Origin of the sequence: Pseudomonas sp. AF32 (assembly GCF_022342325.2) — a bacterium.
GTDB classification, from domain to species: Bacteria; Pseudomonadota; Gammaproteobacteria; order Pseudomonadales; family Pseudomonadaceae; genus Aquipseudomonas; species Aquipseudomonas uvaldensis.
Window position 1 is genome coordinate 234,653 of sequence record NZ_RQJK02000001.1, and the last position, 26,998, is coordinate 261,650.

General features: G+C 60.3%; 26 protein-coding genes and 1 pseudogene. 11 read left to right on the plus strand and 16 right to left on the minus strand.

Translation table 11 applies throughout. The annotated features are described in order from the left end of the window. Positions 1–145 precede the first annotated feature (145 nt). The 3 genes from EGM97_RS01170 to EGM97_RS01180 all read left to right on the plus strand — a co-directional run bounded on the left by EGM97_RS01170 (position 146) and on the right by EGM97_RS01180 (position 5,041). On the plus strand, positions 146–3,439 hold the full coding sequence (locus tag EGM97_RS01170; protein ID WP_238961486.1) for an ATP-binding protein: 3,294 nt from the start codon (positions 146–148) through the stop codon (positions 3,437–3,439). A 47-nt stretch (positions 3,440–3,486) separates the two neighbouring features. Next, complete coding sequence (locus EGM97_RS01175) at positions 3,487–3,891, plus strand: DUF488 domain-containing protein (protein WP_238961487.1); 405 nt, start codon at positions 3,487–3,489, stop codon at positions 3,889–3,891. A 100-nt stretch (positions 3,892–3,991) separates the two neighbouring features. Then, on the plus strand, positions 3,992–5,041 hold the full coding sequence (locus EGM97_RS01180; protein WP_238961488.1) for a hypothetical protein: 1,050 nt from the start codon (positions 3,992–3,994) through the stop codon (positions 5,039–5,041). A 60-nt stretch (positions 5,042–5,101) separates the two neighbouring features. On the opposite strand, the gene EGM97_RS01185 is transcribed toward EGM97_RS01180, so the two are convergent. Then, positions 5,102–5,323, minus strand: a complete 222-nt coding sequence (locus EGM97_RS01185; protein ID WP_238961489.1) for a hypothetical protein — start codon at positions 5,321–5,323, stop codon at positions 5,102–5,104. Further along, positions 5,320–5,832: a type VI secretion system amidase effector protein Tae4 gene (locus EGM97_RS01190; protein ID WP_238961490.1), complete on the minus strand. Its 513-nt coding sequence runs from the start codon at positions 5,830–5,832 to the stop codon at positions 5,320–5,322. Before EGM97_RS01190 ends, EGM97_RS01185 begins: the two co-directional genes overlap by 4 nt. Positions 5,833–5,998: 166 nt before the next feature. On the opposite strand from EGM97_RS01190, the gene EGM97_RS01195 reads away from it, so the two are divergent. Beyond that, positions 5,999–6,994 carry a TRAP transporter substrate-binding protein gene (locus EGM97_RS01195; protein WP_238961491.1) on the plus strand — a complete coding sequence of 332 codons (996 nt, stop codon included), beginning with the start codon at positions 5,999–6,001 and terminating at the stop codon, positions 6,992–6,994. Between the two features lie 196 nt (positions 6,995–7,190). Then, a complete protein-coding gene (locus EGM97_RS01200; protein WP_238961492.1) occupies positions 7,191–9,095 on the plus strand; it encodes an alkaline phosphatase D family protein in 1,905 nt (634 codons plus the stop codon). Between the two features lie 102 nt (positions 9,096–9,197). Here EGM97_RS01200 and EGM97_RS01205 read toward each other — a convergent pair whose 3' ends face one another. After that, the gene (locus tag EGM97_RS01205; protein WP_238961493.1) at positions 9,198–9,911 is read right to left on the minus strand and encodes a FadR/GntR family transcriptional regulator; all 714 of its coding nucleotides are present in this window, start codon (positions 9,909–9,911) and stop codon (positions 9,198–9,200) included. A gap of 97 nt (positions 9,912–10,008) precedes the next feature. On the opposite strand from EGM97_RS01205, the gene EGM97_RS01210 reads away from it, so the two are divergent. Beyond that, positions 10,009–10,752 (plus strand): FadR/GntR family transcriptional regulator, encoded by a 744-nt coding sequence (locus tag EGM97_RS01210; RefSeq protein WP_238961494.1) that lies wholly within the window; start codon positions 10,009–10,011, stop codon positions 10,750–10,752. Positions 10,753–10,866: 114 nt separating this feature from the next. Here EGM97_RS01210 and EGM97_RS01215 read toward each other — a convergent pair whose 3' ends face one another. From EGM97_RS01215 to EGM97_RS01260, 10 genes and pseudogenes are all read right to left on the minus strand, one after another. Beyond that, positions 10,867–11,589: an oligogalacturonate-specific porin KdgM family protein gene (locus EGM97_RS01215; RefSeq protein ID WP_238961495.1), complete on the minus strand. Its 723-nt coding sequence runs from the start codon at positions 11,587–11,589 to the stop codon at positions 10,867–10,869. A 135-nt stretch (positions 11,590–11,724) separates the two neighbouring features. After that, positions 11,725–12,492: an ABC transporter ATP-binding protein gene (locus EGM97_RS01220; protein ID WP_232776056.1), complete on the minus strand. Its 768-nt coding sequence runs from the start codon at positions 12,490–12,492 to the stop codon at positions 11,725–11,727. A gap of 12 nt (positions 12,493–12,504) precedes the next feature. Further along, positions 12,505–13,344: an ABC transporter ATP-binding protein gene (locus tag EGM97_RS01225; protein ID WP_238961496.1), complete on the minus strand. Its 840-nt coding sequence runs from the start codon at positions 13,342–13,344 to the stop codon at positions 12,505–12,507. Between the two features lie 10 nt (positions 13,345–13,354). Then, the gene (locus EGM97_RS01230; protein ID WP_238961497.1) at positions 13,355–14,263 is read right to left on the minus strand and encodes an ABC transporter permease; all 909 of its coding nucleotides are present in this window, start codon (positions 14,261–14,263) and stop codon (positions 13,355–13,357) included. Beyond that, positions 14,260–15,300: an ABC transporter permease gene (locus EGM97_RS01235; RefSeq protein ID WP_238961498.1), complete on the minus strand. Its 1,041-nt coding sequence runs from the start codon at positions 15,298–15,300 to the stop codon at positions 14,260–14,262. The genes EGM97_RS01230 and EGM97_RS01235 overlap by 4 nt, the downstream gene beginning before the upstream one ends. A gap of 34 nt (positions 15,301–15,334) precedes the next feature. Then, entirely contained in the window at positions 15,335–16,957 is a 1,623-nt protein-coding gene (locus EGM97_RS01240) for an ABC transporter substrate-binding protein (protein ID WP_238961499.1), read from the minus strand. 71 nt (positions 16,958–17,028) lie between these two features. Next, a complete protein-coding gene (locus EGM97_RS01245) occupies positions 17,029–18,183 on the minus strand; it encodes a mandelate racemase family protein (RefSeq protein ID WP_232776051.1) in 1,155 nt (384 codons plus the stop codon). 386 nt (positions 18,184–18,569) lie between these two features. After that, positions 18,570–18,854, minus strand: a pseudogene (locus EGM97_RS01250) (aspartate aminotransferase family protein); the annotation flags it as partial. 53 nt (positions 18,855–18,907) lie between these two features. After that, complete coding sequence (locus EGM97_RS01255; protein ID WP_238961500.1) at positions 18,908–19,642, minus strand: YiaD family glycine zipper/OmpA-like lipoprotein; 735 nt, start codon at positions 19,640–19,642, stop codon at positions 18,908–18,910. Between the two features lie 123 nt (positions 19,643–19,765). After that, on the minus strand, positions 19,766–20,935 hold the full coding sequence (locus EGM97_RS01260; RefSeq protein ID WP_238961501.1) for an aspartate aminotransferase family protein: 1,170 nt from the start codon (positions 20,933–20,935) through the stop codon (positions 19,766–19,768). A gap of 98 nt (positions 20,936–21,033) precedes the next feature. On the opposite strand from EGM97_RS01260, the gene EGM97_RS01265 reads away from it, so the two are divergent. From EGM97_RS01265 to EGM97_RS01285, 5 genes are all read left to right on the plus strand, one after another. Continuing rightward, a complete protein-coding gene (locus tag EGM97_RS01265) occupies positions 21,034–21,936 on the plus strand; it encodes a LysR family transcriptional regulator (RefSeq protein WP_238961502.1) in 903 nt (300 codons plus the stop codon). Positions 21,937–22,014: 78 nt separating this feature from the next. Then, positions 22,015–22,632 (plus strand): hypothetical protein, encoded by a 618-nt coding sequence (locus EGM97_RS01270; RefSeq protein WP_238961503.1) that lies wholly within the window; start codon positions 22,015–22,017, stop codon positions 22,630–22,632. After that, the gene (locus EGM97_RS01275) at positions 22,625–23,365 is read left to right on the plus strand and encodes a hypothetical protein (RefSeq protein WP_238961504.1); all 741 of its coding nucleotides are present in this window, start codon (positions 22,625–22,627) and stop codon (positions 23,363–23,365) included. Before EGM97_RS01270 ends, EGM97_RS01275 begins: the two co-directional genes overlap by 8 nt. 124 nt (positions 23,366–23,489) lie before the next feature. After that, a complete protein-coding gene (locus EGM97_RS01280; RefSeq protein ID WP_238961505.1) occupies positions 23,490–24,233 on the plus strand; it encodes a DUF72 domain-containing protein in 744 nt (247 codons plus the stop codon). Positions 24,234–24,372: 139 nt separating this feature from the next. Continuing rightward, complete coding sequence (locus tag EGM97_RS01285) at positions 24,373–25,077, plus strand: hypothetical protein (protein WP_238961506.1); 705 nt, start codon at positions 24,373–24,375, stop codon at positions 25,075–25,077. Positions 25,078–25,306: 229 nt separating this feature from the next. On the opposite strand, the gene EGM97_RS01290 is transcribed toward EGM97_RS01285, so the two are convergent. From EGM97_RS01290 to cyoE, 3 genes are all read right to left on the minus strand, one after another. After that, positions 25,307–25,621 carry a helix-turn-helix domain-containing protein gene (locus EGM97_RS01290; RefSeq protein ID WP_144922999.1) on the minus strand — a complete coding sequence of 105 codons (315 nt, stop codon included), beginning with the start codon at positions 25,619–25,621 and terminating at the stop codon, positions 25,307–25,309. Continuing rightward, positions 25,618–25,965, minus strand: a complete 348-nt coding sequence (locus EGM97_RS01295; protein WP_238961632.1) for a toxin — start codon at positions 25,963–25,965, stop codon at positions 25,618–25,620. Before EGM97_RS01295 ends, EGM97_RS01290 begins: the two co-directional genes overlap by 4 nt. 144 nt (positions 25,966–26,109) lie before the next feature. Next, complete coding sequence (gene cyoE / locus EGM97_RS01300; RefSeq protein WP_025211928.1) at positions 26,110–26,997, minus strand: heme o synthase; 888 nt, start codon at positions 26,995–26,997, stop codon at positions 26,110–26,112. Between the last annotated feature and the right edge of the window lies 1 nt (position 26,998).

The window sequence follows — 26,998 nt, forward strand, 5'->3', positions numbered from 1 at the left end:
GGAGACGGCCAATGCGCAGACAGTCCAGAGCGGTGTCAGTCCGGTATCAGTTTGGTATCAGGCACATTGCCATCTTTGCGTTAACGTCACGGCAACAGTGGAGTACACTCGGCCGGCTGCCGCTGGCCTTTTCCGGTCGATCACCATGGACTCCAGACACCGCGTGCCCCCTGCCCTGCCCAAGCACGATGCTTCGGTGTCCGACGGCCGTGTCCTGCTCGATGCAACACTGCTCAAAGGGCTACGCAAACAGCATGGCCTGAGTCAGGAAACCCTGGCCGAAGCCTGCCTGAACCGACACCTGTGCGTATCGATTGCTTCCATCAAGCGCGCGGAAACCGGAAAACCCGTGCTTTATCGCACAGCCCGTCATCTGGCCACGGCATTCGATGTCGATGTCAGCGCGCTGCTGGGCACCGCCGTCTCGACGGCCTTGGTGGAAATCGAACAGTCGGTGGCCGAACTGCACGAAAAAGCCCGGGTACAACAAGCGCTGAAACAGGCCGATGAAGCGATCATCCGCTTTGTGCTGGAATTGTCCTTTGCCGTCGATGAGCTGTCAGACGCCTGGGCGGATGATATCGGGCGCCTGGTGCGGCAGTTCGGTGGCGTTCTGCTCGACACGCCACAGGATGTCGTCGTTGCCCGGTTCGGCTCGCCCCAGGCGTATCGCAGTGACAGCGAACGTGGCTTGTTATGCGCGCTGACGCTGAGCCGGGAACAGTTCGTCAAACCGGGGCACGCGTTGTTGTTGCGACTCGTGCGCCTGAGCGCCGAAACGACCACGCCGGATGACGCCGTCGTGCTCGCGCAACAGCCGTTGTCGGATCGCCATGGCCGTGCGCCGGTGTATGTCGCCCAGAACTTGCTGGCGCAACTGACGTATCGCTTTGAGTTTTCCTCCGCCGACGAGGAGTTTCCCGCGTATCGAAAATGCCGGCGGCTGCGCAGCCTCGATGAAAATGCGCCTCGGCCGTTAGTGGGCCGGGCCATTGAACTGTTGCAGTTCAAGGGAGTGATCGAGGCTACCCAGGAATGCCAGGACGGCCATGTCGTTTACCTGCGTGGCATGGCGGGCATCGGCAAGACACGGCTGGTCGGCGAGTTCTTCGAAATGGCGCGGCAGAGTGGCTTTGCCTGTCATCGCGCCGATGTGCTGGATTTCGGCATGGACAACAGCCTCTGGCCGTTGGGTCAGTTGTTGGGCAGCCTGCTGGGGCTGGACGGCTCGACGCCGTTCAATGCCTCGCTGTTGGAGACGGCGCTGTCCCGCCTGAAAGTGGCGCCCGAACATTGGCTGTTTCTTCAGGTGCTGACGCGCCCATCGTCTGCCGAGCCGCCCGCCTTGTATGCTGCAATGAGCAACCCGGCTCGCATCCAGGGGCTGCTCCAGGCGTTGGCGCAAGTGTTACAGCGAATCGCGGTGCAACAACCGCTGTTGATTTGCCTCGAAGACCTGCATTGGGGCGACGTTGCACTGTTTGCGATGCTGGGCAAACTCCTCGACGCCACGGACGAAGCACCTATCGTCTGGCTGCTGACGTCCCGCCCCGAAGACGACTCGCTGCAAAGTGCGATCCGTGCGCACGCGAGCACGCCCATGAGCCTGCTGGACATCGCGCCGATCCGCGCCCGGGAGGCCACAGCCCTGGCAGATCAGTTCACTGATGTCGACCCACCTTACCGGGCCGATTGCGTGATACGCGCCCAAGGCAATCCGCTGTACCTGATACAACTGCTGTCGAGCCCGACAGGTGTCTTTCCCGACAGCCTGCGACATCTGGTCCAGGCCCGCTTCGACAAACTGGCCCCTCACCAGCGTCGCGCCCTGCACTATGCGGCGGTCCTGGGTAATCGCTTCGAACTGGCACTTTGGCGCGAGGCTCTTGGAGAGCCTGATTACCTGCCGACCGCAGATATGCGCCACGGGCTGCTGCGTGAGGTCGAGCCAGGGAGCTACGTGTTTGTCCACGACCTGGTGATGCATTGTCTCTACGATGCCATCCCCGTCGTGCTGCGCGAGCAACTGCATCGTGCGGTGGCGCGGCTCTACCGCGAGCGCGACCGGGTGGTTCACGCCCAGCATCTGCTACGGGCCAGCGATCCGGCGGCGTTCGATGCGCTGCTGGCGGCCATGAGCGACAAACGCCTCGCCTGCCAGTACGACAGCGTCCTCGCACTGGCGCAGCAATGCGCGGTGTTCGTCGAACGCGCGCGTAGCAGCTTCCCCTTGGCGTTGCTCTGCGGCCAGGCGTATTCGGGCCTGGGGCAGACCGTGGAAGCGCGGGAACATTTCCAACGGGCGCTGGCGTTGGCGGAACAGCCGCAGGATCGGATCGAGTCCGCGCTGGGGCTTGCGGCGGCACTCAATACGCTCGATTGCCTGGAAGAGGAGGAGCGCCTGATCGAAGCGATGCTGCCCATCGCCGAGGCCATGCAGGCGCACACGGCGCTCGCCCGCCTGCATCAACTGCGCGGCAACATCTATTTCCCACGGGGCGACTACGCCGAGTGTCGTCGGCTGCATGAACAAGCGTTGTCCTTCGCACGGATCGGTCGCCATCTGGAAACCGAAGCCAGAGCCCTGAGCGGGATTGGTGATTCGTACTACGCCCAGGGACGCATGCAGACCGCCTACGAAGTTTTCGATCAGTGCGTGCGTCTCAGTGAGCGGCATGGCCTGGCGGACGTGGAAGCCGGCAATCGCAGCGCACGGGGATCGGCGTACATCTACCTCGGCCAGCCGGAACACGCCTTGCGCGATGCCATGGACGCCATCGAATGCAGCCGCAGGATTGGCCACCATCGGGCGGAAGTGTTCTCACGCCTGACCGCCGCCTGGGTATTGGTGGCGAGCGCACAGCCGACGGCGGCGGAGCAGGAACTGTCCTGTGCCCTGGAGCTGGCTCGCAACCTGGGCGCCAGCCGTTTCGAAGCGCTCTTATTGGAGGGACTGGCGCGAGTCGCGTTACACCAGGGTGAGCGCGAACGTGCACAGGCCTCGATCCTGGAGGCGGCGAACCTGGTGGAACGTTTCGACTTGCAGCGCTATATCGGACCATGGATCTACGGCAGCGTGGCGATGATGGTGGACGATACACGGCTCAGGGAACAGGCCCTGTCGAAGGGAGAAGCCCAACTTACCCTGGCCTGCCTCGCCCACAATAGCCTGCGCTTTCGCGTGGCGGCTGCTGAAACCTGCCTGTTGCAGGGAGATATCGAACGGGCAAATTGGCATGGACAGCAGATGGCGATGCGGCACGAAGCCGAGACGTGTGCCTGGGTCAGTCATCACGTGCGATTGATCAATGAGACCGGCCGGTGGCTGCTGGGCGATCAGACGAACGTGTCGTCGCTGGAAGGGATTCAGCGCGAAGCACACCAGCAGGGTTTTGCCTCGACGATGCCGAGGTTGTGGCAGCATCTGGGCTTTCGATAATCCCCATGGCCTATGCTGGCTTATCTTTCCTCGACAAGCACGCCATCATGATCCACTGCAAACGAGCCTACGACGCACCCGCCCAGGATGACGGCAAACGCATCCTGGTCGACCGCCTGTGGCCGCGCAATTGCCGCAGGGACGAGCTGTCCATCGACGAGTGGCTACCTGATGTCGCGCCTTCCCATGCGCTGCGCAAAGCCTTCAAGACAGGCGACCTTTCTTTCGCGCAATTCAGGACGGCTTATCGCCAGGAACTGACCGCGCAACCGCAACATTGGTGGAAGCTGGTGGACTTCGCCCGCAACGGCAACCTGACGCTGGTGTACGCCGCCAGGTCCACGGTTGAAAACAACGCCGTGGTGCTGGCCGAATGGCTGGAGGATGAGCTGGAAAAACGGGGCGACATGAGTTCGCCCGCTTGTTACTTATCCGACTTCCCGGAGCGCTAGCCTCTGGAACTGAACTAGCCTGCTCCCACGGGAACCGCGGTGGACGGAGTAATAGCCTTTCAGTAGCATTCGGCGACTTTCCATTCATCAAGGATGACCCATGTCCGCCCCGCTTCGTTGCCCCCCCGCACTGTTCGCCTTGACCGCATTGTTTGTATTACTGGGTGGTTGCAGCGTCAACGGTTCTTATCCCGACGCCATCGAGCCGGACGCCGCCAAGTTGCGCTTCGTCGCCAACACCAGTAACGCCACATTGGACTACTTCGATGGGGCCCATTGCGACGGGCAGACCACGGGCATTCTCAATAACATGCTGCTCAGTGACACCGCGCGGCGGGTGGGGATGAGCGTACCAGCGCCCAAGAATGCCAAGGGGTACCTGGAAGTCAAGCTCAAGCCCGGCGAGCAGGTTTACCTGCGCACCAACATGAACTCCGGCTATGCCGTGTGCGGCAAGGGGTTCAACTTCCAGCCCGAAGCCAACGCCGAATACGAGGTGACGTTCAGATCCGACAACAAGTACTGCATCACCCGATTGCAGCGCTTGCAGCGGATCGACGGCAAGGATGTGCGCACCCCGATGCCCATCCTGAAAAACGACTTTCCCGCCTGCGCAGGCCGCAGCCCGCTCTTTCCCAAGACCTATGCCGATACGCCACATCGCCTGGAGTTGATGAATAGGGTCATCGAAAAAAGCCTGGTCGTAACGGTAAAAACCGACCCGTCCAAGGACAAGATCGAACGCTATACGCCAGAAAAGCTGGACTCCCTGATCGCAGAACGCAAGGCCAAGCTCGGCTTCGAGATGCCGCCGGACTACTGGACGCTCTACCGGGAAAACCTGAAGGCGTTCGGTGATGAAATGGCGCAGAAAAAGCCGCAGACCATGGAGCGCTACAAAGCTGAATACCAGACGCGCCTGCGGCAGTTGAAGGACGAGCAACTGGAACAATGGTCGCAGCCCAAAACGGCCGATTCCAAGCCGGAGAAAGCCGAGACTGACCTGGACGTGGCGATGATGCTGGAGTACTTCCAGATCGGGAACGGGGTGACATTCGAAACGGTCAGCCACCATCTGGAGAGGATGGCGCAGATGGATGAGCGTTACGGGGTGTGCGCACGATTTGCCGATTGCTGGAAGCGCAACTGATCGGACCGCGCGCCCTGTCCGGGGGGCTGGGCCGGTTGGTTCAGATCCCCAGTACGGGGACTATATCCTGCGTCCCCGCTTCCAGATAATGCCCGCGACCACCGCTATGATCGTCACCCCGACATTCCCGAACAGCCATATCGCAAAGTTTCTGCTCTGGTCCGCCTCGCTCTCGTAAAACGGCCCAAAGTAGTGACCGGCAGCCATGAAAATCAAGTTGAAAGTACCGACAGCCAAGACGATGAGGAGGAGGACGAACAGTACTCCCTTCATAATGCTCATATGACTTTCCAGAACCAGATGTCCCTGGACTCGTGGTAGTCCGAGAACGTGCCCTCAATCGAAAATCCCAGTTGTATACGCGGATAGCTCAGCCAATCTGTAAGGCGACGACCATTCCAGAGATCGATATGATCACCGCTGCGGTTATCAGTGGTTTCGTTGGCCCGACGCCAGAAATCCTTGAAGAAAATAATGCCTTGCTGCCCGCTCAGCGTGTCTTCGAAGTCCTCACTTTTGATTTTCTTTACCGCCTGCAAGCCCGGAATCTTGGCACGGCTCAAAGCGTTGGCGAGCTCTTCGGCTGCCAATATGTGTCCGTCACTTTTAGGGTGTTGCCAGCAATGGCGAACGCCGCTCAATTGGCTCATGTCCGCACCCGCGCGGCGTAAAGCCACGCCTAGATTGATCGCACACTGGTCGCTGAAGTTCTTCGCGCCGTTGGTTTTGCAAGGGGCGTTATCACCGAAAATCTGCGGATGACTTTTCCATAATCTATCGAATGTGAACATTCTGTCCCTTCCTTAGGCTTCGATCTTGAACGCCCAGCTTAGCAGAAGCTCAAGGCCCCCCGCCCAGCCTCCCATCGCGGCAGTCATCCGTTTTTCTCCTAGACTTGATGTTGTCTCGTTTTTGGACGAGCTCGTAGATCAATAAAAATGCAAAGGGAACCTCGCAATGTTCAAACCTCTCTGGAAAGCAGTCTTCTGCGTCCTGGCTTTAACCGCTTGGGGCACGGCCCTGGCGGCCGAGCCGATCGTGATCAAGTTTTCCCACGTCGTGGCCGAGCAGACGCCGAAGGGCCAGGGCGCGTTGATGTTCAAGAAGCTGGTGGAGGAGCGCCTGGCGGGCAAGGTGAAGGTCGAGGTGTACCCCAACTCCACGTTGTATAACGACGACAAGGAGATGGAAGCCCTGCTGTTGGGGGAAGTGCAAATGATTGCGCGCTCGCTCGCCAAATTCGAGCAGTACACCAAGACCGTGCAATTGTTCGATCTTCCTTTCCTGTTCGAAGACATTGCCGCGCTGGACCGGTTTCAACTGAGCCCCGAGGGCCAGAAGCTGCTCAAGTCCATGGAGAGCAAGAACATCACCGGCCTGGCTTATTGGCACAACGGCATGAAGCAACTGTCGGCCAACAAGCCCCTGCGCAAGCCTGAAGATGCCCGTGGCCTGGTGTTTCGGATACAAACGTCCGAAGTGCTCGCCGAACAATTCAAGGCCGTGGACGCAAAGGCCCAACCGATGATCTTTTCGGTGGTGTATCAGGCCCTGCGCGCGGGCGTGGTCAACGGTACGGAAAACCCCTATTCGAACTTCTACAACCAGAAACTGCATGAAGTACAGAAGTACGTCACCGAAACCAACCACGGCGCACTCGATTACATGTGGATCACCACCTCCGACTTCTGGAACGGCCTGCCGCCGGATATCCGCACCGAACTGGACAAGATCGTGGCAGAAGTCACCACCTACACGAACGGTGAAGCCGAACGCCTGAACCAACAGGACAAACAGTACGTGCTCAACGCCAAGACCACCGAGATCATTACCCTCACCCCTGAAGAGCGCAACGCCTGGCGCGAGAAGATGAAACCGGTATGGGCCAGGTTCGAAAAGGAGATCGGACCGGATCTACTTAAAGCGGCACAAGCGGCCAACCAGGCCCAGTGACATTTATGGAGACATACCCTGTGGGCTAAGCCTGTGGGAGCAAGGCTTGCCCGCGATGAAGCCGACTCGGTCTTGGCGGCCACCCAAACAATCGCGAGCGAGCATTGCTCTCACAGTAAAACTCGCCCCCTTCCCTGCACCAAACCCCATTGCGTTATGATCCCCGCCTCCACCTGAGCCCGAGCTTTACCCACGCATGCCGTCCTCCACTGATACCACCCTTGCCCTTCCTCCCGTTCTGGTCGGCCCACTGCTGCGGCGGCTGGAGCCCAGGCGGTTGGTGATGTGGCTGGTGGGAACACGCTCGCTGGCGTTGACGCTACGGCTGGATGGCATGAGCGATCTAACGTTGGATGCCTCGCGTTGCACGGTGGTACCGGTGGGTCAGCAGGCCTTCGTGCATCTGATCGATGTACGCCTCGACGGCCCGCTGCCCGAGGACGTGGTGATCGACTATGACCTGCTGGTGGAAGGCGCGCCCATCGCCGAATGGGCACCGCACCTGTTGTACGGCGAAGCACAACGCCCGAACTTCGTGTTGCATTCGCGCATCGGGCAGTTGGTCCACGGCTCATGCCGCAAGCCTCACCATCGGGCCAACGACGGCTTGCTCTGTGTCGACCGACTGCTGGCCGAGGCCCCGGCGCAACGACCGGCCTTGTTGATGATGAGCGGCGACCAGGTCTATGCCGATGACGTCGCCGGACCGATGTTGCGGGCGATTCATGCGCTGATCGAACGGTTGGGGCTGTTCGAGGAACGCCTGGACGGTGCCGTGGTGGAGGACAGTGCACGGCTCTACCGCCACCCCGCCAGCTACTACCACCGCGCCGATTTGCTGCCGGCGCTGGAAAGCAACGAAACCCTGCGCGAACGGTTTTTCGGAGGAGCCCGCAAACCGATCTTCACCAGCAGCAGCGCCGACAATCATCTGGTGACCTTCGCCGAAGTCATGGCGATGTACCTGTTGGTCTGGTCCCCGGTGCCATGGACACTGATCGACCCACAACCGCCCGAACTGACCGCCGAACGCCGCCAGCGCTACGAGCAGGAACGCCAGCGCATCGACGATTTCAAGGCTGGGCTGGGGGGCGTGGCCCGGGTGTTCGCACATTTGTCGTGCCTGATGATTTTCGACGACCACGACATCACCGATGACTGGAACCTGTCCGCGCAGTGGGAGGAAACGGCCTACGGTCATCCATTCTCCAAGCGCATCATCGGCAATGCCTTGATCGCCTACATGCTCTGCCAGGGCTGGGGCAATAACCCGGACGCGTTCGAGGCGGTGATCCAGCAAACCGTGGCCTTGAGCGACACGGCGCGGGACCGCTATCTCGACAGCGAGCCCCAGGACAAACTGATCGACGGACTGCTGGGCTTCCAACAATGGCATTACGTGCTGCCCAGTACCCCCGCCCTGGTGGTGCTCGACACCCGCACCCGCCGCTGGCGCAGCGAGCGTAACCTCAGGCATCCCTCTGGCCTGCTGGACTGGGAAGCCCTGAGCGAGCTGCAACAGGACTTGCTGGATCATCCATCGGCGATCATCGTTTCGCCGGCGCCGATTTTCGGGGTGAAGCTGATCGAAACCGTGCAGCGGGTCTTCAGTTGGTGCGGCTACCCATTGTTGGTGGATGCTGAAAACTGGATGGCGCATCGCGGCGCGGCCCAGGTGATCCTGAACATTTTCCGACACTCCCGTACACCGGGGAGTTACGTGGTGCTGTCAGGGGATGTGCATTATTCCTTCGTCTATGAGGTGTTCATCCGACACCGCAAGGGCGGCCCGCGCATCTGGCAGATCACCAGCAGCGGCATCAAGAATGAATTCCCGCCGACCCTGCTGGAGTGGTTCGACCGCCTGAACCGCTGGCTCTACGCGCCCCGCTCACCCTTGAACTGGTTCACCCAGCGCCGACGCATGCGCATCATTCCCCACACCCCGGAACATGCCGAGGCCGGGGAGCGATTGTGGAACTCGGCGGGCATCGGCCAGGTGTTCTTCAATGAACAGGGGCAGCCGGCTCAGATCTACCAGCACAATGCCGACGGCAAACCGCCTACGCGCATGTTGCCGCCGAAATCGCCGTCAGCCTGAGCTGTTGATGCCTTGAAAAAGAATGGCTAAATAAATCATCCAAGACAGTTGCTCCCACAGAGCATTGAGCTCTGGCAGCCACCCTATACGGGATCACGGGGGCTATTGCTCCGCCAGCTCGACCACGCCGCGGATCCGCCGCAGCATGTTAATCAGGTGCAGGCGCATCGATGCCCGGGCTGCCTCGGCATCGCACCGGGTCAGCGCCGCGTGGATCTGCTCGCGCTCGCGAATCACCAGCGCGCGGTTTTCATTCGTCACGGCAGGCGCGGCCTGTTGCACGACGGCGATCAGCGTGTTGCCCACATGGGTCATGGCATCGATAAAGAAGCTGTTGCCCGTGCACTGGGCGATCAGCAGATGAAATTCGAAATCCTTCCGAGCGCTTTCGCTATCCGCGGCATCAAGTTCATTCGCCGCATCGAGCGCTTCGCGCATCATCAGCAGTTGTTGCGGCGTTGCCCGTTGCGCAGCGATGCCCGCCGCTTCCACCTCCAGGCTCAGGCGCAGTTCAATCACCGCCAATGCGTCATGGGTCCCACCCTTGACGTGCTTGCCACCCTGGAAATCACCCGGCCGGGCGGTGTCCACCACGAAGGTGCCGATACCATGGCGAGTCTCCACCAAACCTTCGGCCTGGAGTCGCGACATGGCTTCGCGAACCACCGTCCGACTGACCCCGCGCTCCTTGATGATGACCTGCTCGGTGGGTAACTTGCTGCCCGCGGGCAGTTCGCCAGCCAGTATCTGTTGCGTCAGGTCGACCACCAGTTGCTGGGTCATGCTCAAGCGGCGATCGGTTGTGACACGGTCCATTGCACCTATCCATTAAAGCCAGACGATCGCGGCATTATAGCCGCGACCTAGCGGCAAAACGCACTATAATGCCCGCTGATCACCTTAGAGCAAGCCGATGACGGACCAAGCGCTATCTCCACTGAACAAGCCGCGCCGCCTCGCCGAAACCCTGGTCGACCGCTTCGCCCAGCGCATGCGCGACGGCATTCTCAAGTGCGGTGAAAAACTCCCCACCGAAGTGCACATCATGGAAGCCGAAGGCGTCAGTCGCTCGGTGGTGCGCGAGGCGCTGTCGCGCTTGCAGGCGGCGGGGCTGGTGGAGACGCGCCATGGCGTCGGCACCTTTGTCCTCGACATGCCGGCGCCGGAGGGTTTTACTCTCGGACCGGCGACGATTGCCACGTTGTCGGATGTACTCAACCTGCTGGAATTTCGCCTGAGCCTGGAAGTCCAGGCCGCCGGCATGGCCGCCGAGCGCGCAACGCCTGAAGCCCTGGCCGAGCTGTCTCAGGCATTGGAGGCGTTGCTGCAAGGGCCGGAGAAGTCCGGCACCACCATCAACGCCGATTTCCAGTTCCATCTGAAAATCGCCAAGGCCGCCGGCAACTATTACCTGATCGACATCATGAAGCATTTGGGTACCAAGCTGATCCCGCGTACCCGCATGAACTCCGCCTACTCCGGACAAAGTGATCGCAGCGCTTACCTGCAAGGCATCAATGCCGAACACCAACAGATCTTCGATGCAATCGCCAGCGGTAATGTCGACGCAGCTCGTGCCGCGATGTTCCTGCACCTGAGCAACAGCCGCATGCGCTTGCGCGAAACCCAACAACGCCAGGCGTTCTATAACGAATAAGTTGCCTTTTCACCTGCCCCTGTGGGAGCGAGCCTGCTCGCGATGACGGCGTCACATTCAACATCATCGCCCCAGACAGACCGCCATCGCGAGCAGGCTCGCTCCCACACAGTTTCAGAAGAAGTTGTATTGGATGCCGACGCGCAAACGCAGTTGCCGATCATTGTCCACGGAGTTGACTTTGATATCGCCCACTTCAAAAAACGGCGCCCAGCGTTTGTCCCACTTGTACTTGACCACGACATTCTGCTCATAGTCATCGGTGCCGCCGTCATAGCGAATGTAGTCGGCATCAAAGTAGGTCAGTTGATACTCATAAGCCCACGGCCCTTGATCGGCATAGTTGACGTAGACGTCGTAGCGATTGATTTTCTGATCGTCCTTGCCGTTCCGGGGCACGTCATGGTCGACCTGGTCGCGGTCCAGCTTGGAGGAGTCGTAACGATAGCGACCGGCGATGCTCAGTTCCTTGGTAATGCGATAACCCAGGCGCATGCCCAACTTGTAAGTGGTGGATTCCTCGTCGCTTTCCATGGCAAACGAAGGCGTCAACGTCCAGCGATCATTGAGTTTGTGCTGATAGTTGACGGTGAACTCATGACCGGCGCCAACGGTATTATCGAAAGCGACATCTTCACGATCACCGGCGGTCTTGTATTTGAGTTCGCCCTCCAGACCTACGCCATTGTCCAATCGCATGCCGAACTTGGCACGGTCGGCGTGCATGCGGGTTTGCTCCGCATATTGGTGGCGGACGTTGATATAGCCGGTGTCGGCCTGGGCAACGAACGAAGCGAACAACGAAGCGAGGGAAACGGATAGAAGTGTCTTTTTCATGTTTTTTATTCTTGTTAGTTGCAGGGGTTAGTTGGGTGAAACGTCAAATCGCAGGCGAGCGCGGGCGCGGCATTGAAACCAGGGGCTCAACGTCTTCTGCGGGTTAAAACAAATACAACCGGGTTAACGCGTGACTCAGACCGCTATGGGAACGCGCTGTATGTCGCGGCTGGCCTGCACCAGCAAACGGGTATACGCGTGCGTTGCGCCGTCGCTCGCCAGCAAGTGGCTGTCGAGCGTCTCCACTACCTTGCCCTGCTGCATCACCGCCAGCCGGTCACACAAGTGCGCGACCACTGCCAGGTCGTGGGTGACCATCAAGTAAGTCAGCCCTTCCTGACGACGCAGATCGGCCAGCAGGTTAAGGATTTCCGCCTGCACCGAGACGTCCAGCGCCGAGGTCGGCTCATCCAGCAACAGCACCCGCGGCCGCAAGATCAGCGCACGGGCGATAGCCACACGCTGGCGCTGGCCACCGGACAACTGGTGCGGATAACGGAAGCGGAAGCTATCGTTCAGACCAACCTTGCGCAGGATCTCGCTGACCTTCTGCGAACGCCCGCTGATCCCATGAATGCGCAGCGGTTCTTGCAGCGCGGCATCGACGGTGTAGCGTGGATGCAACGAGGCGTACGGGTCCTGGAACACCATCTGCACCGTGCGGTAGTGGTTCAGCGGCAGGTTGCGAGTCACGGCCTGGCCGGCGATCCGCAACTTGCCGGTCCAATGCTGGTACTGCCCGGCGAGGCAGCGCAGCACCGTGGTCTTGCCCGAACCGGACTCTCCCACCAGACCGAAAGCCTCGCCCTCGGCCACGCTCAAGTCGACATCGTGCAATATCGTGTTCAGTGCCGCGCCGGTGCCAAAACCGAGGTTAAGGCCGGTGATTTCAATCATGCTCATGACAGGCTCTCCTCAGGCATTCAACCAAAGCGGGTCACGTTGCAGCACCGGCAGGGTGGCACGTGGATGGTCCAGGCTGGGCAGTGCGGCCAACAGGCCACGGGTATAGGGATGAGAGGCTTGGTCCAGGTCAGCGGCGGCAATCGACTCGACCACGCGACCGGCATACATCACCAGCACACGGTCGCAGAAGTGCCGCACCAGGTTCAGGTCGTGGCTGATGAAGATCAGCCCCAGGTCTCGCTCGCTGACCAACTCTTCCAACACGTTGAGCACCTGCCGGCGCACCGATACGTCCAGCGCCGAAGTGGGTTCGTCGGCGATGATCACCTGGGGATCGGTGATCACCATCATCGCGATCATGATCCGTTGGCCCATGCCGCCGGAGACCTCGTGCGGGTACAAGTCATAGACCCGCTGCGGGTCACGGATGTGGACCCTGCCGAGCATGTCCAGGGCCCGTTCGCGGGCTTCTCGATGCGGCACCTTGTGATGAGCAAGGTACGCCTCGGCAATCTGTTCGCCGACCCGCACCACCGGGTTCAGCGAGTATTTGGGGTCCTGCATGATCATCGACATGCGTGCGCCACGGATCGCCTGGATCTGCTTCTCACTGGCCGCCAGCAAGTCGATGTCGGCAAAGCGCAGGGTCCTGGCGGTGATGCGCGCCGTGGGTGGATGCAGGCGTAACAGGCTGCGACCGACGGTGGATTTTCCAGAGCCGGACTCGCCGACGATGGCGAGTTTTTCCCGGCCCAGGGTGAACGATACGTCACGGACCGCCAGGGTCGTTCTGCCAGCGTTGCGGAACTCGACGCAAAGGTCTTGTACTGCCAGTTTTATTTCGGTCATGGGCTGTTCCTCAGGATTGGCTGCGCGGATCGAGGACGTCACGCAAGCCGTCGCCCAGCAGGTTGAAGGCCAGACTGACCAGCATGATCGCCATACCTGGCGCAGCTACCAGCCACCAGCTTTCGAGCATGTAGCGCCGCCCGGTGGAAATCATCGCGCCCCACTCCGGCAACGGTGCCTGGGCGCCGAGGCCGAGAAAGCCCAGGGCGGCAGCGGTGAGGATGATGCTCGCCATGTTCATGGTCAGGCGGATGATCACCGACGAGAGGCACATCGGAATGATGTGGCGCAGGATGATGCGGGTACTCGACGCGCCCTGGAGCTGAACCGCTACGACGAAGTCGGCGTTGCGCAGCGGCAATGTCTCGGCGCGTGCCAGACGGGCAATCGGCGGCCAGGCCGTCAGTGCGATGGCGATCACCGCATGCTCCAGGCCTGGACCGAGGGCCGCGATGAACGCCAGCGCCAGGACCAGACTGGGGAACGAGATGAAGATGTCGGTGATGCGCATGAACAAGTTGTCGACCCAGCCGCCGAAGTAGCCGGATACCGTCCCGACCAGCAGGCCGATGGGGCCGACGATCACCGTCACCAACAACACGATGTACAGGGTGATGCGCGAGCCGTACACCAGCCGGGCGAAGACATCCCGACCGTACTCGTCCGTGCCGAACCAGTGCACGCTGCCGGGTGCCTGCAAGGCACCGGCAAGGTTCTGCAGCAGCGGGTCGTGACCGGCAACCCACGGGGCAATGGCGGCCACCAGGATCAAGGTCGAAACCACGATCAGGCCGACGAAGGTCATCGGGTTGCGCAGCAAGAATCGCAGCAGGCGCAGGGTGCTGGCGGTCAGTGCCGCGGCGCTTGAGGCGGGCAGCGCGGCACTGCCGGCCGCGCTGGAAGCAAGGGGCAGGTTCATTGGCGAGTCCTCGGGTCGAAGATCTTGTACAGCGCATCGCTGATCAGGTTCAGCGTCACGAAGATGAGGCCGATCAACAGCACGCAGGCCATCACCGCGTTCATGTCACCGAGCAGCAGGCTGCTGGTCAGGTATTGGCCGAAACCCGGCCAGGCAAATACGGTTTCGATCAGGACCGCCCCTTCCAGCAGGCCACCGTAGGCCAGCGCGACGATGGTCAGCAGTTGCACGCGGATGTTGCCGAAGGCGTGTCCCCAGACAATCCGCCGTTGGGACAGCCCCTTGACCCGGGCGGTGATGATGTATTCCTGAGACAACTGCTCGAGCATGAAACTGCGAGTCATGCGGCTGATGTAGGCCACCGAGTTGAAGCTCAGGATCACCGCCGGCAGCAGGATGTGCCGCAACGCGCTGCGAAAGGCTTCCCACTCGCCGGACCAGGCGGTGTCGATCAACAGCAGACCGGTGTGCCGGGGGATCAGCCCGTCATAGGCCAGGCCGATCCGCCCAACGCCACCGGCCCAACCCAGCCAGGCGTAGAACACCAGGAAGGCCATCATGCCGATCCAGAAAATCGGCGTGGAATAACCAAACAGTGTGATCAGGCGCGCGACGTGATCACCGGCACGGCCCTTATGAGTCGCGGCGTAGACACCCAATGGCAAGCCCGCCAGCACGCCGAACAGAATCGCGAGGGTCGCCAGTTCCAAAGTGGCCGGGAACACCCGGGCGATGTCGGTGATGACCGGATTGCCGGTCAACAAGGCCATGCCGAAATCACCCTGGAGCAGGTCGCCCAGGTAGATCGCGAACTGGTTCCACAACGGTTTGTCCAGGCCCAGTTCTTTGTGCACCTGGGCGTAGGCTGAGGCATCGGCGTCGGGGCCGACGATGGCCAGAACCGGGTCCAGGGGCATCACCCTGCCGATGAAAAAGGTCAGTAGCAGCAACCCCAGCAGCGTGACCGCCACCGAGCCGCCGCGCCGGGTCGCTGACGCGGCCCGGGTGGTCCAGATTGAAAAGAATGCAGTCGACATATTCATTCCTGCCTTGGCCGCATGGCCGTCGATTTCAGCGCTGCTTGTAGACGTCCCGAAGACGCGTGGTGGCGGCGGTGTGGCCGATGTAGTTGCGCACGTCCGCATGGGTCACCACTTCATCCACCATCTGCGAGACCGGCATGATGGCCCCAGCCTGTTGGTCGTAGCGGTTCTGGATCTGCCCGTAGAGTTCACGCTGGCGCTCGGGATCGCGCTCGCGTTCGGCCTGCTCGATCAACTGATTGAGCTGCGGGTCGAAGAATGAAGTGCGCCAGCCCTGGAAGTTGCTCAGCTTGGCCTCGGTGCGGTTGTCCGGGTTGTACACCAGGGCGCGCAGACTGGAATGGGGATGGCGCTCCGCCCCGCCACCGCCGCGGCCGACGAGGATGTCGAACTGACGGTCGCGCATCGCCCCGTAGATCTGGTTGCCGGTGCCGGTGATGATCGTCGCCTGGATACCGGCCTGGGCCAGTGTCGCTTGCAGGCTGGTGGCGATGTTGATGAAGGGCGGATCGGTGAGCGAGCGAATGCTGATCTTGAAGCCGTCCCCATGACCGGCCGCCGCCAGCAGGCGCTTGGCCTCGGCCACGTCCAGGCGATAGCCCGGATCCGGCAGGCGTGCCGCCAGCCCCAGCTGCAACGGCCGTTGATTGAGCACGCCGTAATGCGGCATCACCACTTCATTGATGCCCTGGTAATCGATCAACAGGCGGATGGCCTGGCGCACGCGGATGTCCTGGAACAGCGGCTGCTGCATGCTCATCGCCACATAGTACAGGGTGCCCCGGGCGATGCTCTGGATGCGCACCTCGTCGACCTTGCCCAGGGCCTTGATGTCGGTGGCCGCCATGCCACGGGCCACGTCCAGGTCACCGCGCTCGACCATCAGGCGCAACGCCTGGGACTCAGTCATGTTGCGCATGATCACTCGGCGCAATTTCGCCGCGCCGCGCCAGTAGTCGTCATTACGACTCATCAGGATCACGTCGTTGGCGCGCCAGATGTCGAGCTTGAACGCGCCGGAGCCGGCCGCGTGCGTCGCCAGCCATGCCGCGCCTTGGTCATCGGCGACCTGATGTTGCAAAGCGACCGAGCGATCGATGATGAAGGCGCTGGGAGAGGTCGCCAAGGTGTTGAGCACCAGCATCGGGTCAGTGACGCGTGGTAGCTCCATGACAAAGGTGTGCGGCCCCTCGGCGCGCATCAGTTTGACGACGTTGTCAGCGGTGAAGCCGTAGGCTTTCCAGGTGGACGCCAGGGCGCGGTTGAGGGTGACCACGCGCTGCAATGACCAGGCGACGTCCTGGGCGGTGAGCGGCGCACCGGAGTGGAAACGCACGTCATCGCGCAACTGGAAAGTCAGCCGCAGGCGGTCGGGGCTGATCTCCCAGGTTTTCGCCAGGGCCGGAATCAGCATATCCGGCTGCGCCGCGTCCTGCTCCAGGAGCATGTCATAGACGTTGGCGTTGACTTCGGCGACCTCCAGCCCCGTCGCGGCGGCCGGGTCCAGGGACAGCAAATTGATCATGCTCATGCCCACCACCAATTGGTCGGGGGGCGTTTCGCCTTGAGCCAGGCTGACGGGCACCTGCATTGCGCACAGGGCCACGGTGACACACAGCAGCCGGGTCAGGCGCTTGGGCCAGAGATTCATGGTTCAGTCCTTTCTTATATTTATAAAGACTTGTCGTTCGGGCCGTTATCGGCCCCGGACGGGGCACACGATCAATGTCGGGACACGGTGTTCGCCTCGATGTACGCGAAGTTGATGTCCTCGCCCAAGCCGGGGCGATCCGAGAGGTGCACAAAGCCGTCGGCGTCCATGGGGTCGACGAGGCTGTTGAGGTGCGCCGGCACTTCGTCGTAGTCGAGGAACGGGTGCAGCAGGCCACGCTCGTACCAGCGGCAGTTGCTGATCGCGCCGACCACCGCCAGGTTCGCCGCGCCATTGCCGTGTACTTCGCAGTCCATGCCGAATGACTCGGCCAGGTGCGCCACCTTCAGGCACGGCCCGATGCCACCGACCCCGGCCACGCCGGCACGCAGGATGTCACAGGATTTCTGCGTCACCCAACTGGCGCGACTGTGGAATTTTCCGGCGATGCTTTCCGGGCCCAGTACCGGGATGTCCAGGTTGGCGGCCAGCCAGGCATAGGACTCCGCCGAGTCTTCCATCATCGGTTCTTCGAACCAGGCGAAATTAAGTTCCTGAAGGGCCTTGCCAATGGTCAGCGCGTCCATGCGGCTGTACCAGTGGTAACCGTCGAGCATCAGCGCGATATCCGGCCCCACCGCCTCGCGCACTGCGGCGCAGGCCTGGATGTCCATTTGCGGGTTCGGCGCGAAGGATATCGGCGGCATCCAGGTGTGCAGCTTGATGGCCTTGTAGCCGCGCTGGACCAGTTTCTCGGCGAACTGACCGTATTCATCCGGTGTGGACAACCCGCCCGGCAAATCGTCGCCGCACATGGTCGAACCGTAGGCCGGAACCTTGTCACGGTAGCCGCCGATCAGCTTGTGCACCGGCAACTTGAGCTTGCGCCCGGCCAGATCCCACAGGGCTTGCTCCACCAACGCCAGCGCCCGATCGGTGAACTGCCCGGCACTGCCACGCTGCCAGTGCGCCAGGTCCTGCCAGATGCTCTCCCGATCCATCGGATCGCGGCCGACCAGTACCTTGCGCACGAAGGATTCGATGATGTGCGGACGAATCAATTCAGGCGGGCCGAAGGCATACCCCTCGCTGCCATCGTCACAACCGATGCGCAGCAAGGCCATCTTAATCATGACTTCCTCGCCGGGGTGGGCATGACCGGCGCTGTCCTGGGCACGGCGCGAAGGGGTGGAAAAGATGTCGACGTGAACGCCTGTGATTCTCATAGGGAGGGAGCACCGTGTCTTGTTATTTATTTGTATGTCGTCATACAACGTGACGGATTATTCTGACGTTGATGGCGCTGTGTCAACCGTAAATTCTCTATTTATGGCGAATAACCAAGAGAACGCTCACATAGCGATGTGACGACTCACGAAAAGTCGTCATACTACCAAGCGTCACAGAGGAGAGATTTGAGATAGGAAATATGTGATCGGAGGTGGCCATATGTCCGCAGCCACCGGGGGGGGAAATCTGTGAGCAAGGCCTGCCCGCAATGACCTCGGTACATCCGACATCACCTGTTCAGGCACACCGCTATCGCGAGCAGGCTCGCTCCCACAAGGGATTGAGGGTGGCTACGTCTCTCGCAGCCACCCCACAGCACGGCTTAATCCAGCACTTGCTCCGCCACCTGATCGATGGCGCCTTTGGTGATGTCGACGATCAGGTCGGCGTCTTCACGGGTGAGGATCAGCGGCGGGGCGAAGCCCAGGCTGTCGCCGTGAGGCATGGCGCGGGCGATCATGCCCTGCTGCAGGCAGGCAGCCGAGACCTTGGGGCCGACTTTCAACGCAGGATCGAAAGCCGTGCGCTGTTCGCGGTCCGCCATGAACTCCACCGCCGCCAGCATACCGTCCCCGCGCACTTCACCCACCAGCGGATGGCCTTCGGCATGAAAAACGGGGGCCATGTTTCCATGGCCCCCGTTTCATTTGCCGTCAGCAATCATGGGTATTGCTGGTAAGTCTGCCCCTGCTGTTGTGGAGCCTGGTATTGCTGGCCTGGAATCGCCTTGAGGTTGACCTCGACACGACGGTTCTGCGCACGGCCGTTGACGTCGGCATTGCTGGCAACCGGGTTGTCCGGGCCGGCGCCACGCGCACTCAGGTTCGCGCTGCTCACGCCTTGGGAGGTGAGATAGGTCGCCACGCTTTGCGCACGACGCTGGGACAGGTCCATGTTGTGCTGGCGGCTACCGGTACTGTCGGTGTAGCCCACGATTTCGATCTGGTTCTGGTTGAACTCCTTGAGGGAGTTGGCCAGGTTGTTCAGCGGCTGATAGAAGCTGGGCGCGATGTTGGCCGAGTCGGTGGCGAAGGTGATGTTACCCGGCATGATCAGTTTGATCTGGTCACCCTGGCGCTGCACTTCCACGCCAGTGTTGGCCATGCTGGCTCGCAGTTTCTTTTCCTGCTGGTCGGCGTAGTACCCGTAACCGGCAGCGGAAGCGCCCACGACCGCGGCGCCGATCAATGCACCTTTGCCACGGTTATTGTGATCGATGGCCGCACCGGCCAACGCACCCGCCAGGGCCCCCAGGCCGCCATACTTGGCAGTTCTGCTCATCCCTGAAGAATCGGTGGAAGCCTGGCCCTGGTTATCATAAGGGTTAGGCGACGCGCAGCCGGACAACAGGGCCACAGTGGTAGCGACAACAATCAAGCGACGCGAGGTGAACATGGGGACAAGCTCCTGGTTTTTCGGTCTGATGTGCCAGGGCACGGGCAATCGACTCTGGCCGGCGTTGGAACGCAGCGAACGTTAAAAATTCCGTCCCGCTGCGCTTCAATCAGGCCGATTTTATCATTGAAGGCAGCGGCTCACCCCTCTGACGATCATCTCGATTTCCCGGCCATCGATCGTCAGCGGTGGCAACAAACGAATGGTCTTGCCCCGGGTGACGTTGATCAGCAGGCCGTGGTCCTGGGCTGCGCGCAACGCCAGGTCGCGGACCGGTTGCTTGAGTTCGATGCCGATCATCAGGCCCTGGCCGCGAATCGCCAGCACGTTCGGGTTATCCGCCAGCTCCGCCCGCAGCCGGCTCAGTAACCGTTCGCCCTGGCACTTGGCGTTATCCACGAGGCCTTGCTCTTCGATGATGTCCAGTACCGTGCAGCCAACCCGACAGGCCAGCGGATTACCGCCGAACGTACTGCCATGGCTGCCGGGCGTAAACAACTCAGCCGCCTTGCCCCGGGCCAGGCAGGCACCGATGGGCACGCCATTGCCCAGGCCTTTGGCGAGGGTCATGACATCCGGCACGATGCCCTCGTGCTGGAACGCGAACCACTGCCCGGTGCGGCCGATGCCGGTCTGGATTTCATCGAGCATCAGCAACCAGGCACGCCGGCTGCACAACTGCCGCAAGGCCTTGAGGTAGCCCGGCGGTGCGAGTTGCACGCCGCTTTCGCCCTGGATCGGCTCCACCAATATCGCAACGATGCGTTCGCCGTGGGCTTGCTGGACTGTTTCCAAAGCCTGGAAATCACCGAACGGTACCTTGATGAAATCTCCCGGCAACCGGTTAAAACCCAGCCGCACCGCCGGACCGTCGCTGGCGGACAAGGTGCCCAGGGTGCGCCCGTGAAACGCGTTCTCCATGACCACCACCAGTGGCTGCTCGATGCCTTTGTGCCAGCCATACAGACGCGCCAGCTTCAACGCGGTTTCGTTGGCCTCGGCGCCCGAGTTGTTGAAAAACACCCGCTCAAGCCCGGAGAGCTGCGTGAGTTTATGCGCCAGCCGTTGCTGCCAGTCGATGCTGTACAGGTTGGACGTGTGCAGTAACAGGCCGGCCTGTTCGCTGATGGCAGCGACCAGTCTGGGATGGGAATGGCCCACGTTGGTCACCGCCACGCCGGCCACCGCGTCGAGGTATTCACGACCGTCCTGATCCCAAAGGCGCGTTCCCAACCCGTGGGTGAAATTCAGTGCCAGGGGTTGATAAGTGGTCATCAGGCAGGCGGCAGTCATGACGTCAGGCTCCATCGGGTGGTTTTTTCCAGTATCGTTAGCCACCTGCATTGGATAAACAGCGCTTTACTTCAATCATTTAAAAGCTGGGCTTGATAATGGATCTGTTCCAGGCAATGGGCGTTTACGTCAAAGTGGTGGAAACCGGTAGCCTGACGGCAGCAGCCCAGGCGTGCGAAATGTCCACCACCATGGTAGGCAATCACCTTCGCGCATTGGAGCAACGCCTGGGCGTGCGGCTGCTCAATCGTACGACCCGTCGTCAGCGCCTGACGGAATTCGGCTCGACCTACTATCAGCGTTGTCTCGAAGTACTGGGGCTGGTGGCCGACTCCGAACGCCTGGCGGAGCAGACCCAAGGCGAACCCACTGGCACCTTGCGCATCACCGCACCGCTGACCTTCGGCACCGAGCGGCTCGCGCCGGCATTGGCCGAATTCAGTCAACGTTATCCACAAGTCAAGCTCGACGTGGTATTGACCAACCAACGCCTGGACCTGCTCGACCATGGCTTCGACGTCGCCATCCGCCTCGGCCTGCCCGACCCGAAACTGATCGCCCGGCCATTGGTGGACTACACCTTGACCATCTGCGCCTCCAGGGCTTACCTCGCCCGGCGAGGCACACCGGAACAACCGGCCGACCTGCAACATCACGATTGCCTGTCATTCGCCTATTCCGCCGGAGACGAATGGCGATTCGCCCAGGACCATTGGCCCATCAACGGCCCCGAGGGTGAAATCAAGATACCGGTGAACGGGCCGATGCTGATCAACAGTTCCTCGGGCCTGCACCGCGCCGCCCTGGCCGGCATGGGCGTGGTGATGCTGCCTGATGCATTGGTGGAACAGGACCTCAAGGAGGGGAATCTGGTGGCGCTGTTACAGGACTACCAACTGCCCCACCGGCCGATGAACCTGATCTATGCCCAGGATCGCTACCGGTTGCCTAAGCTGCGCAGTTTCGTGGAGTTTGCGTTGGAGAAATGGACGAAATCTTAAAAGTAGCCTTCAAAGGCTACTATTGAAGAAGTAGCCTTTAAAGGCTACTTTACGGCTTCCAATAACAGGATTAGCGCAATGAAGTTAGAGGCGGTCTTGACCGGTGACCTGATCCACTCGCAAAGCGCAGGGGATACGCTCGCCTACATCTCTGGCTTGAAAGCCGTGCTCAAGCAACTGGAAAAACGCTACAAAGCCAAAGCGGAAACCTTTCGCGGTGACGGCTTCCAGCTTTCGCTGAGTCGGCCCGAGCAGGCGCTTCAATGTGCCATTGCTTTACGGGCAGCCCTGGTGGCAGCCAGTCCCGAAGGAGAGCGCTGGGATGCACGGATCGCCGTAGGCATCGGTTCCGCACAGCAATCGCAGACCTACCGCGAAGCCTTCGTCTTGTCCGGCCAAGGACTCGATAACATGAAGAAAAACACGCTGGCGATATTCAGCAACTATCAGGAATTCCAGGAACGCACAGAGCTGCTGACAGAGTTCGCAGCCGCCATACTTGAGCAATGGACTGCAGTCGAAGCTCAAACCTATGCCATTCACCTGATCGAAGCCACCGACCAACAGAGCATTGCCAACGCGCTGGGTAAATCCCGCATCACCGTCAACAAAGCGTTGCAACGCGCCCAAGCACGTTTGCTGGATAAATACCTGGCGCATATCAGCCGGCTGATCGGAGAACTGTCCGATGGTTGATACATCAACCTTGCTCGTCATCCTGTTGTTGGCACACGTGGTACTGGGCTTCTGGATACCCAGCTACAGCAGCTTCGAACCGCCCCACCGCTTTAGCCAAAAGGTCATCATCAGCCTGTTGATTGCAGGTATCTATTTCGTCGCGTTTACATTGTTGATGATCCTGTTGCGTGATGATGACGCCTTTGCCTGGAAGGCCGGGCTGTTCATGGCGATTGCCAGATTCCTGCCCCTTATCCTGACTCCGAACTCATCCAAATCATCGACCCTGGCTTTGCTGTCCAGAGAAGCCGTTCTGATAATTAGCCTGGTTGCGGTCTGGCTGGTTTCCGAAAACAACGCTGCGCAGTTCCAGGTTTACCTGGCCAAACTGTTCACCACGCCAATACTTGCTGTCGGGCTTGCCTATGTAGCGATGCTGCGTCCCGCTTCTGCCTTGATAAGCACAATACTCAGCCCGTGGATCAAGGAGATCGACAAAAGCGGCTCCCTGGCAAACGCCGGAACATTGATCGGTTACCTGGAACGGCTTCTGATTCTGACGTTTGTATTGCTCGAACAATGGGAAGCGGTCGGTTTCCTCCTGACGGCGAAAAGCATTCTGCGCTTCAATGAAATCCAGAACGCCAAGGTTCGTTCCCTAAGTGAGTATGTGTTACTGGGCACACTGCTGAGCTTTAGCTTGAGCATCGGAATGGGACTGCTCGTAACGCACATCCTGAAATCACATTGAACATGTGTAGCCTTACGAGGCTACTTTGGACAATGTAGCCTCTCAAGGCTACAGCACAAATGTTTGCAGCTTTGAGGCAAGCGCAGCAGTCATAGATTAACGCTTGCAACCCGAGGCTCCGCCCTTGCCGACCGTTCTCCCCTCTCGCTCACGCCTTTACCTGGGCTGCGCTGGCTGGTCACTGCCCCGAGAGCAATGGCCAACCTTCCCCTGCGAAGGGACGCACCTGCAGCGCTACAGCGCCCGCTTCCCGGCCGTGGAGATCAACAGTTCGTTCTACCGTCCGCACCGCCCCGCCACCTATGCAAAGTGGGCCGACAGCGTTCCTCCGGGTTTTCGCTTTTCGGTCAAGGTGCCCAAGCAGATCACTCACGAACGGAGGTTGCGCGATTGCGAGGGGCTGGTGGATGAATTTCTCGGGCAGTGTTCGCAGTTGGGTGAAAAGCTGGGCTGCCTGTTGATTCAGTTACCGCCGTCGCTGGCCTTCGAGGCTGCGGTGGGGGAGTCGTTTTTCAAAGCCTTGCGCGATCGTTATCAAGGCCATGCCGTGCTTGAGCCGCGACATCCGAGCTGGCTTGCGGAGCACGTCACAGCTCTGCTGCAAGACGAGCGCATCGGTCGCGTCGCCGCCGACCCATCGCCCTTACCCGGCGGCGCTCAACCTGCGGGATGGCGCGGGGTTCGTTATTACCGGCTGCACGGCTCACCGCGAATTTATCATTCGTCCTATGAAGACATCTGGCTGGAACAGCTCGCCAGGCAATTGAACAGCGAGCCCGATACGCCGACCTGGTGCATTTTCGACAACACGGCCAGCGGTGCCGCGATACCCGATGCGCTGCGATTGGAGACGCTGATGGGCAGCTGAATATTGCCCCCGACAATAAAAGACGGCCTGTCGCCGGTTCAACCGTGACAATGCCGCCCGCCTCCAATAGATTAGGCGACCGAAAAAAAGCGCCATGCCTTTCTCGCCTCATCCCGCTAACAGAAGTAGTGAAATTTCAATGTCCGATTCCAACACCGCTGAATCCGTAGTCACCCTGTCGTCCAAAGCGGAATACGAAAACTCCATCAATCTTTCACAGCATCTGCCCCAGGCCAAAAGCATCAGTGAGATGGTGCTCGATGCCTTCCAGTCAAACCGCGAAAGCGATCAGATCCGCGAACTGCGCAGCGCCATCCGCCAGGCTCACGATGCGTTCGACGATGACAAAGCCTACGAACTGATGGGCCAGCTCAAGCAACTCAAGGATGCCGAAGCCGCCGATTTCGCGGCCCTGGAAGACCTGAGCAGCCGCTTCCCCATCAGCCGCATCCTGTCGAGCTACAAAGACGATCCGGCGTTCCAGGAACTGGTTTATGGCCTGGCTCTGAAAGTACTGAACCAGACACACCAGGCCATCAGCAACCCGAGCGGCAGCAAGAGCAAAGCCTCGCGCGCCAAGAAAGAAACGGAAGTATTTGTCATCAGCAAGGATGGCATCAGCGTCACCCTGCCCCTGCGCACGCCGCGTTCCAAGCCGAACGTCGACCGCGAAGCCTTCGAGTTCCTGGGCTTCAATTTCGTGGGCGAAGGCGACGACGCCGAGCTGGAAAGCGAAACCTTCCTGGATAACGAAGGCACCGAACACCAGGCCACCCGCAAAAGCATCGTCACCGCCCTGCAACAGCAGAAAGCGTTCGACGGCTACAGCATCGCCCAGCAGTAAAGCGCCGCCCCGCTCCCACATTGGATCTTCATCAGACACATAATTTCCTGTGCCATGCCGATCTCCTGTGGGAGCGAGCCTGCTCGCGATGGCGTCGGCACATCCAACATCCATGCAAGCTGAACCACCGCTATGGCGAGCAGGCTCGCTCCCACAACAGCCCAGAAAACGTCCAAGAAAAAGCCCCGCGCTTCTCACGAAGGCGGGGCTTTTTCTTGAGAGAGAATGCTCAAACAGCCCCAAGCCGCTCGACCATGTCTGGAAACTTTTCGACCAGTTTGATCAACAGAGCCGCCTGGGCATTGGGTTTGGACTTCTCCTGTTCCCAATTTCTAAGCGTACCCGGACTGGTTCTGATGCTCTTGGCAAAAACCGCCTGAGACATGTGGAGCTTGTCGCGCAGAGCAACAATTTCCTGCGCCGACACCTCGGGAGCGGGCTTGTCTTCAATCGATATCTGACGAAGGGTGATCTTGCCCTCCCGATGAGCAGCCATCTCGTCGACGCCTTGCATCAGCTCGGCAAACAGATCGCGCTTTTTCATAAGGTACCTCGTACTTTCAACTCTGCGTCTATGGCCCGCTTGAGCGTTTTTTCCTGATCCGAGGTCAGGTTTTCCAACTCGTCCTTGTCATAAATCGCAAACCTCCAGAATTGGCCATCATTCATAAGCCAATAGTAGATAACCCGCAACCCTCCTCGCTTCCCCTTGCCACGACGCCCGTCCGCCCAGCGCAACTTACGGCCCCCCCCCCCGGTACGAGACATGAGATCCCCTGCGCCCGGGTGTTGCAGCAGATGAGTTTGAAGCAAGCGATATTCATCGTCCGTCAGGTAACGGCTTACGGTGGCAGTAAATGACGAGGTTTCAAAAAATTGAGTGCGCATGGCAAAACTATAGGCAAATTGCTTATAGTTCAACACCCACCCATCTATTGCTGCAGATGACAAACGATACTGCTCAAAGCTGCGCGCCATGAAAAAAGCCCCGCACTTCTCTCGAAGGCGGGGCTTTTTATGTAGCGTCTGGACTTAAGGCGCGTAAGTCAGCAACAGCTCACTTGGCACCTTGAAGTCCAGGGACATCATGACGCTCAGGGCCGTGATGGTGAAGATCGAGAACACGAACAGCTTGCGTGCCCAGACCGTGTCATCCACCGCCTTGTAGCCAGTCCAGGCCATGTACAGCCAGTACATGCCCATGGCGGCGGCGACGGCGAGGTAACTCATGCCGGCGTAGCCGCTGAAGGTCAGCATCAAGGTCGCCACAAGGAAGGCCAGGATGTAGAGCAGGATGTGCTTCTTCGCCACCCGGATGCCGCGCTTGACCGGCAGGACCGGAATCGAGGCGGCCAGGTAATCGTTGAAGCGGAAGATCGCGATGGCATAGGAATGCGGCATCTGCCACAGGCTGAACATCACCAGCAGCGTCAGCGCGGCCATGTCGAAGCTGTTGCTGACCGCCACGTAGCCGATCACCGGTGGCATCGCCCCCGACAGGCTGCCCACCAGCGTGCCGTGAACCGACTTGCGCTTGAGGTACAGGCTGTAGAGGCCGACGTAGATGACAAACCCGATGACCGCGAACAACGCCGCCAATGGGTTGGCTACTCGATACAACAGCGCCACACCAGCCACGCCCAGCACCGTGGCGAACGCCAGGGCCAATTGCACCGGGATCAGCCCCTGGACCAGCGCACGGTTTTTGGTGCGCTCCATCTTGATGTCGATGTCGCGGTCGATGCAGTTGTTGAACACGCAACCGGACGCGACCACCAGGGACGTGCCGATCATCGCCGCCAGGAAGATGGCCAGATCGACATGCCCTTTCGAGGCCAGGAAAAACCCGCCTGCCACAGAAAGCACGTTACCGAAAATGATCCCCGGCTTGGTGATTTGGATAAAGTGCTTTAAGGACATC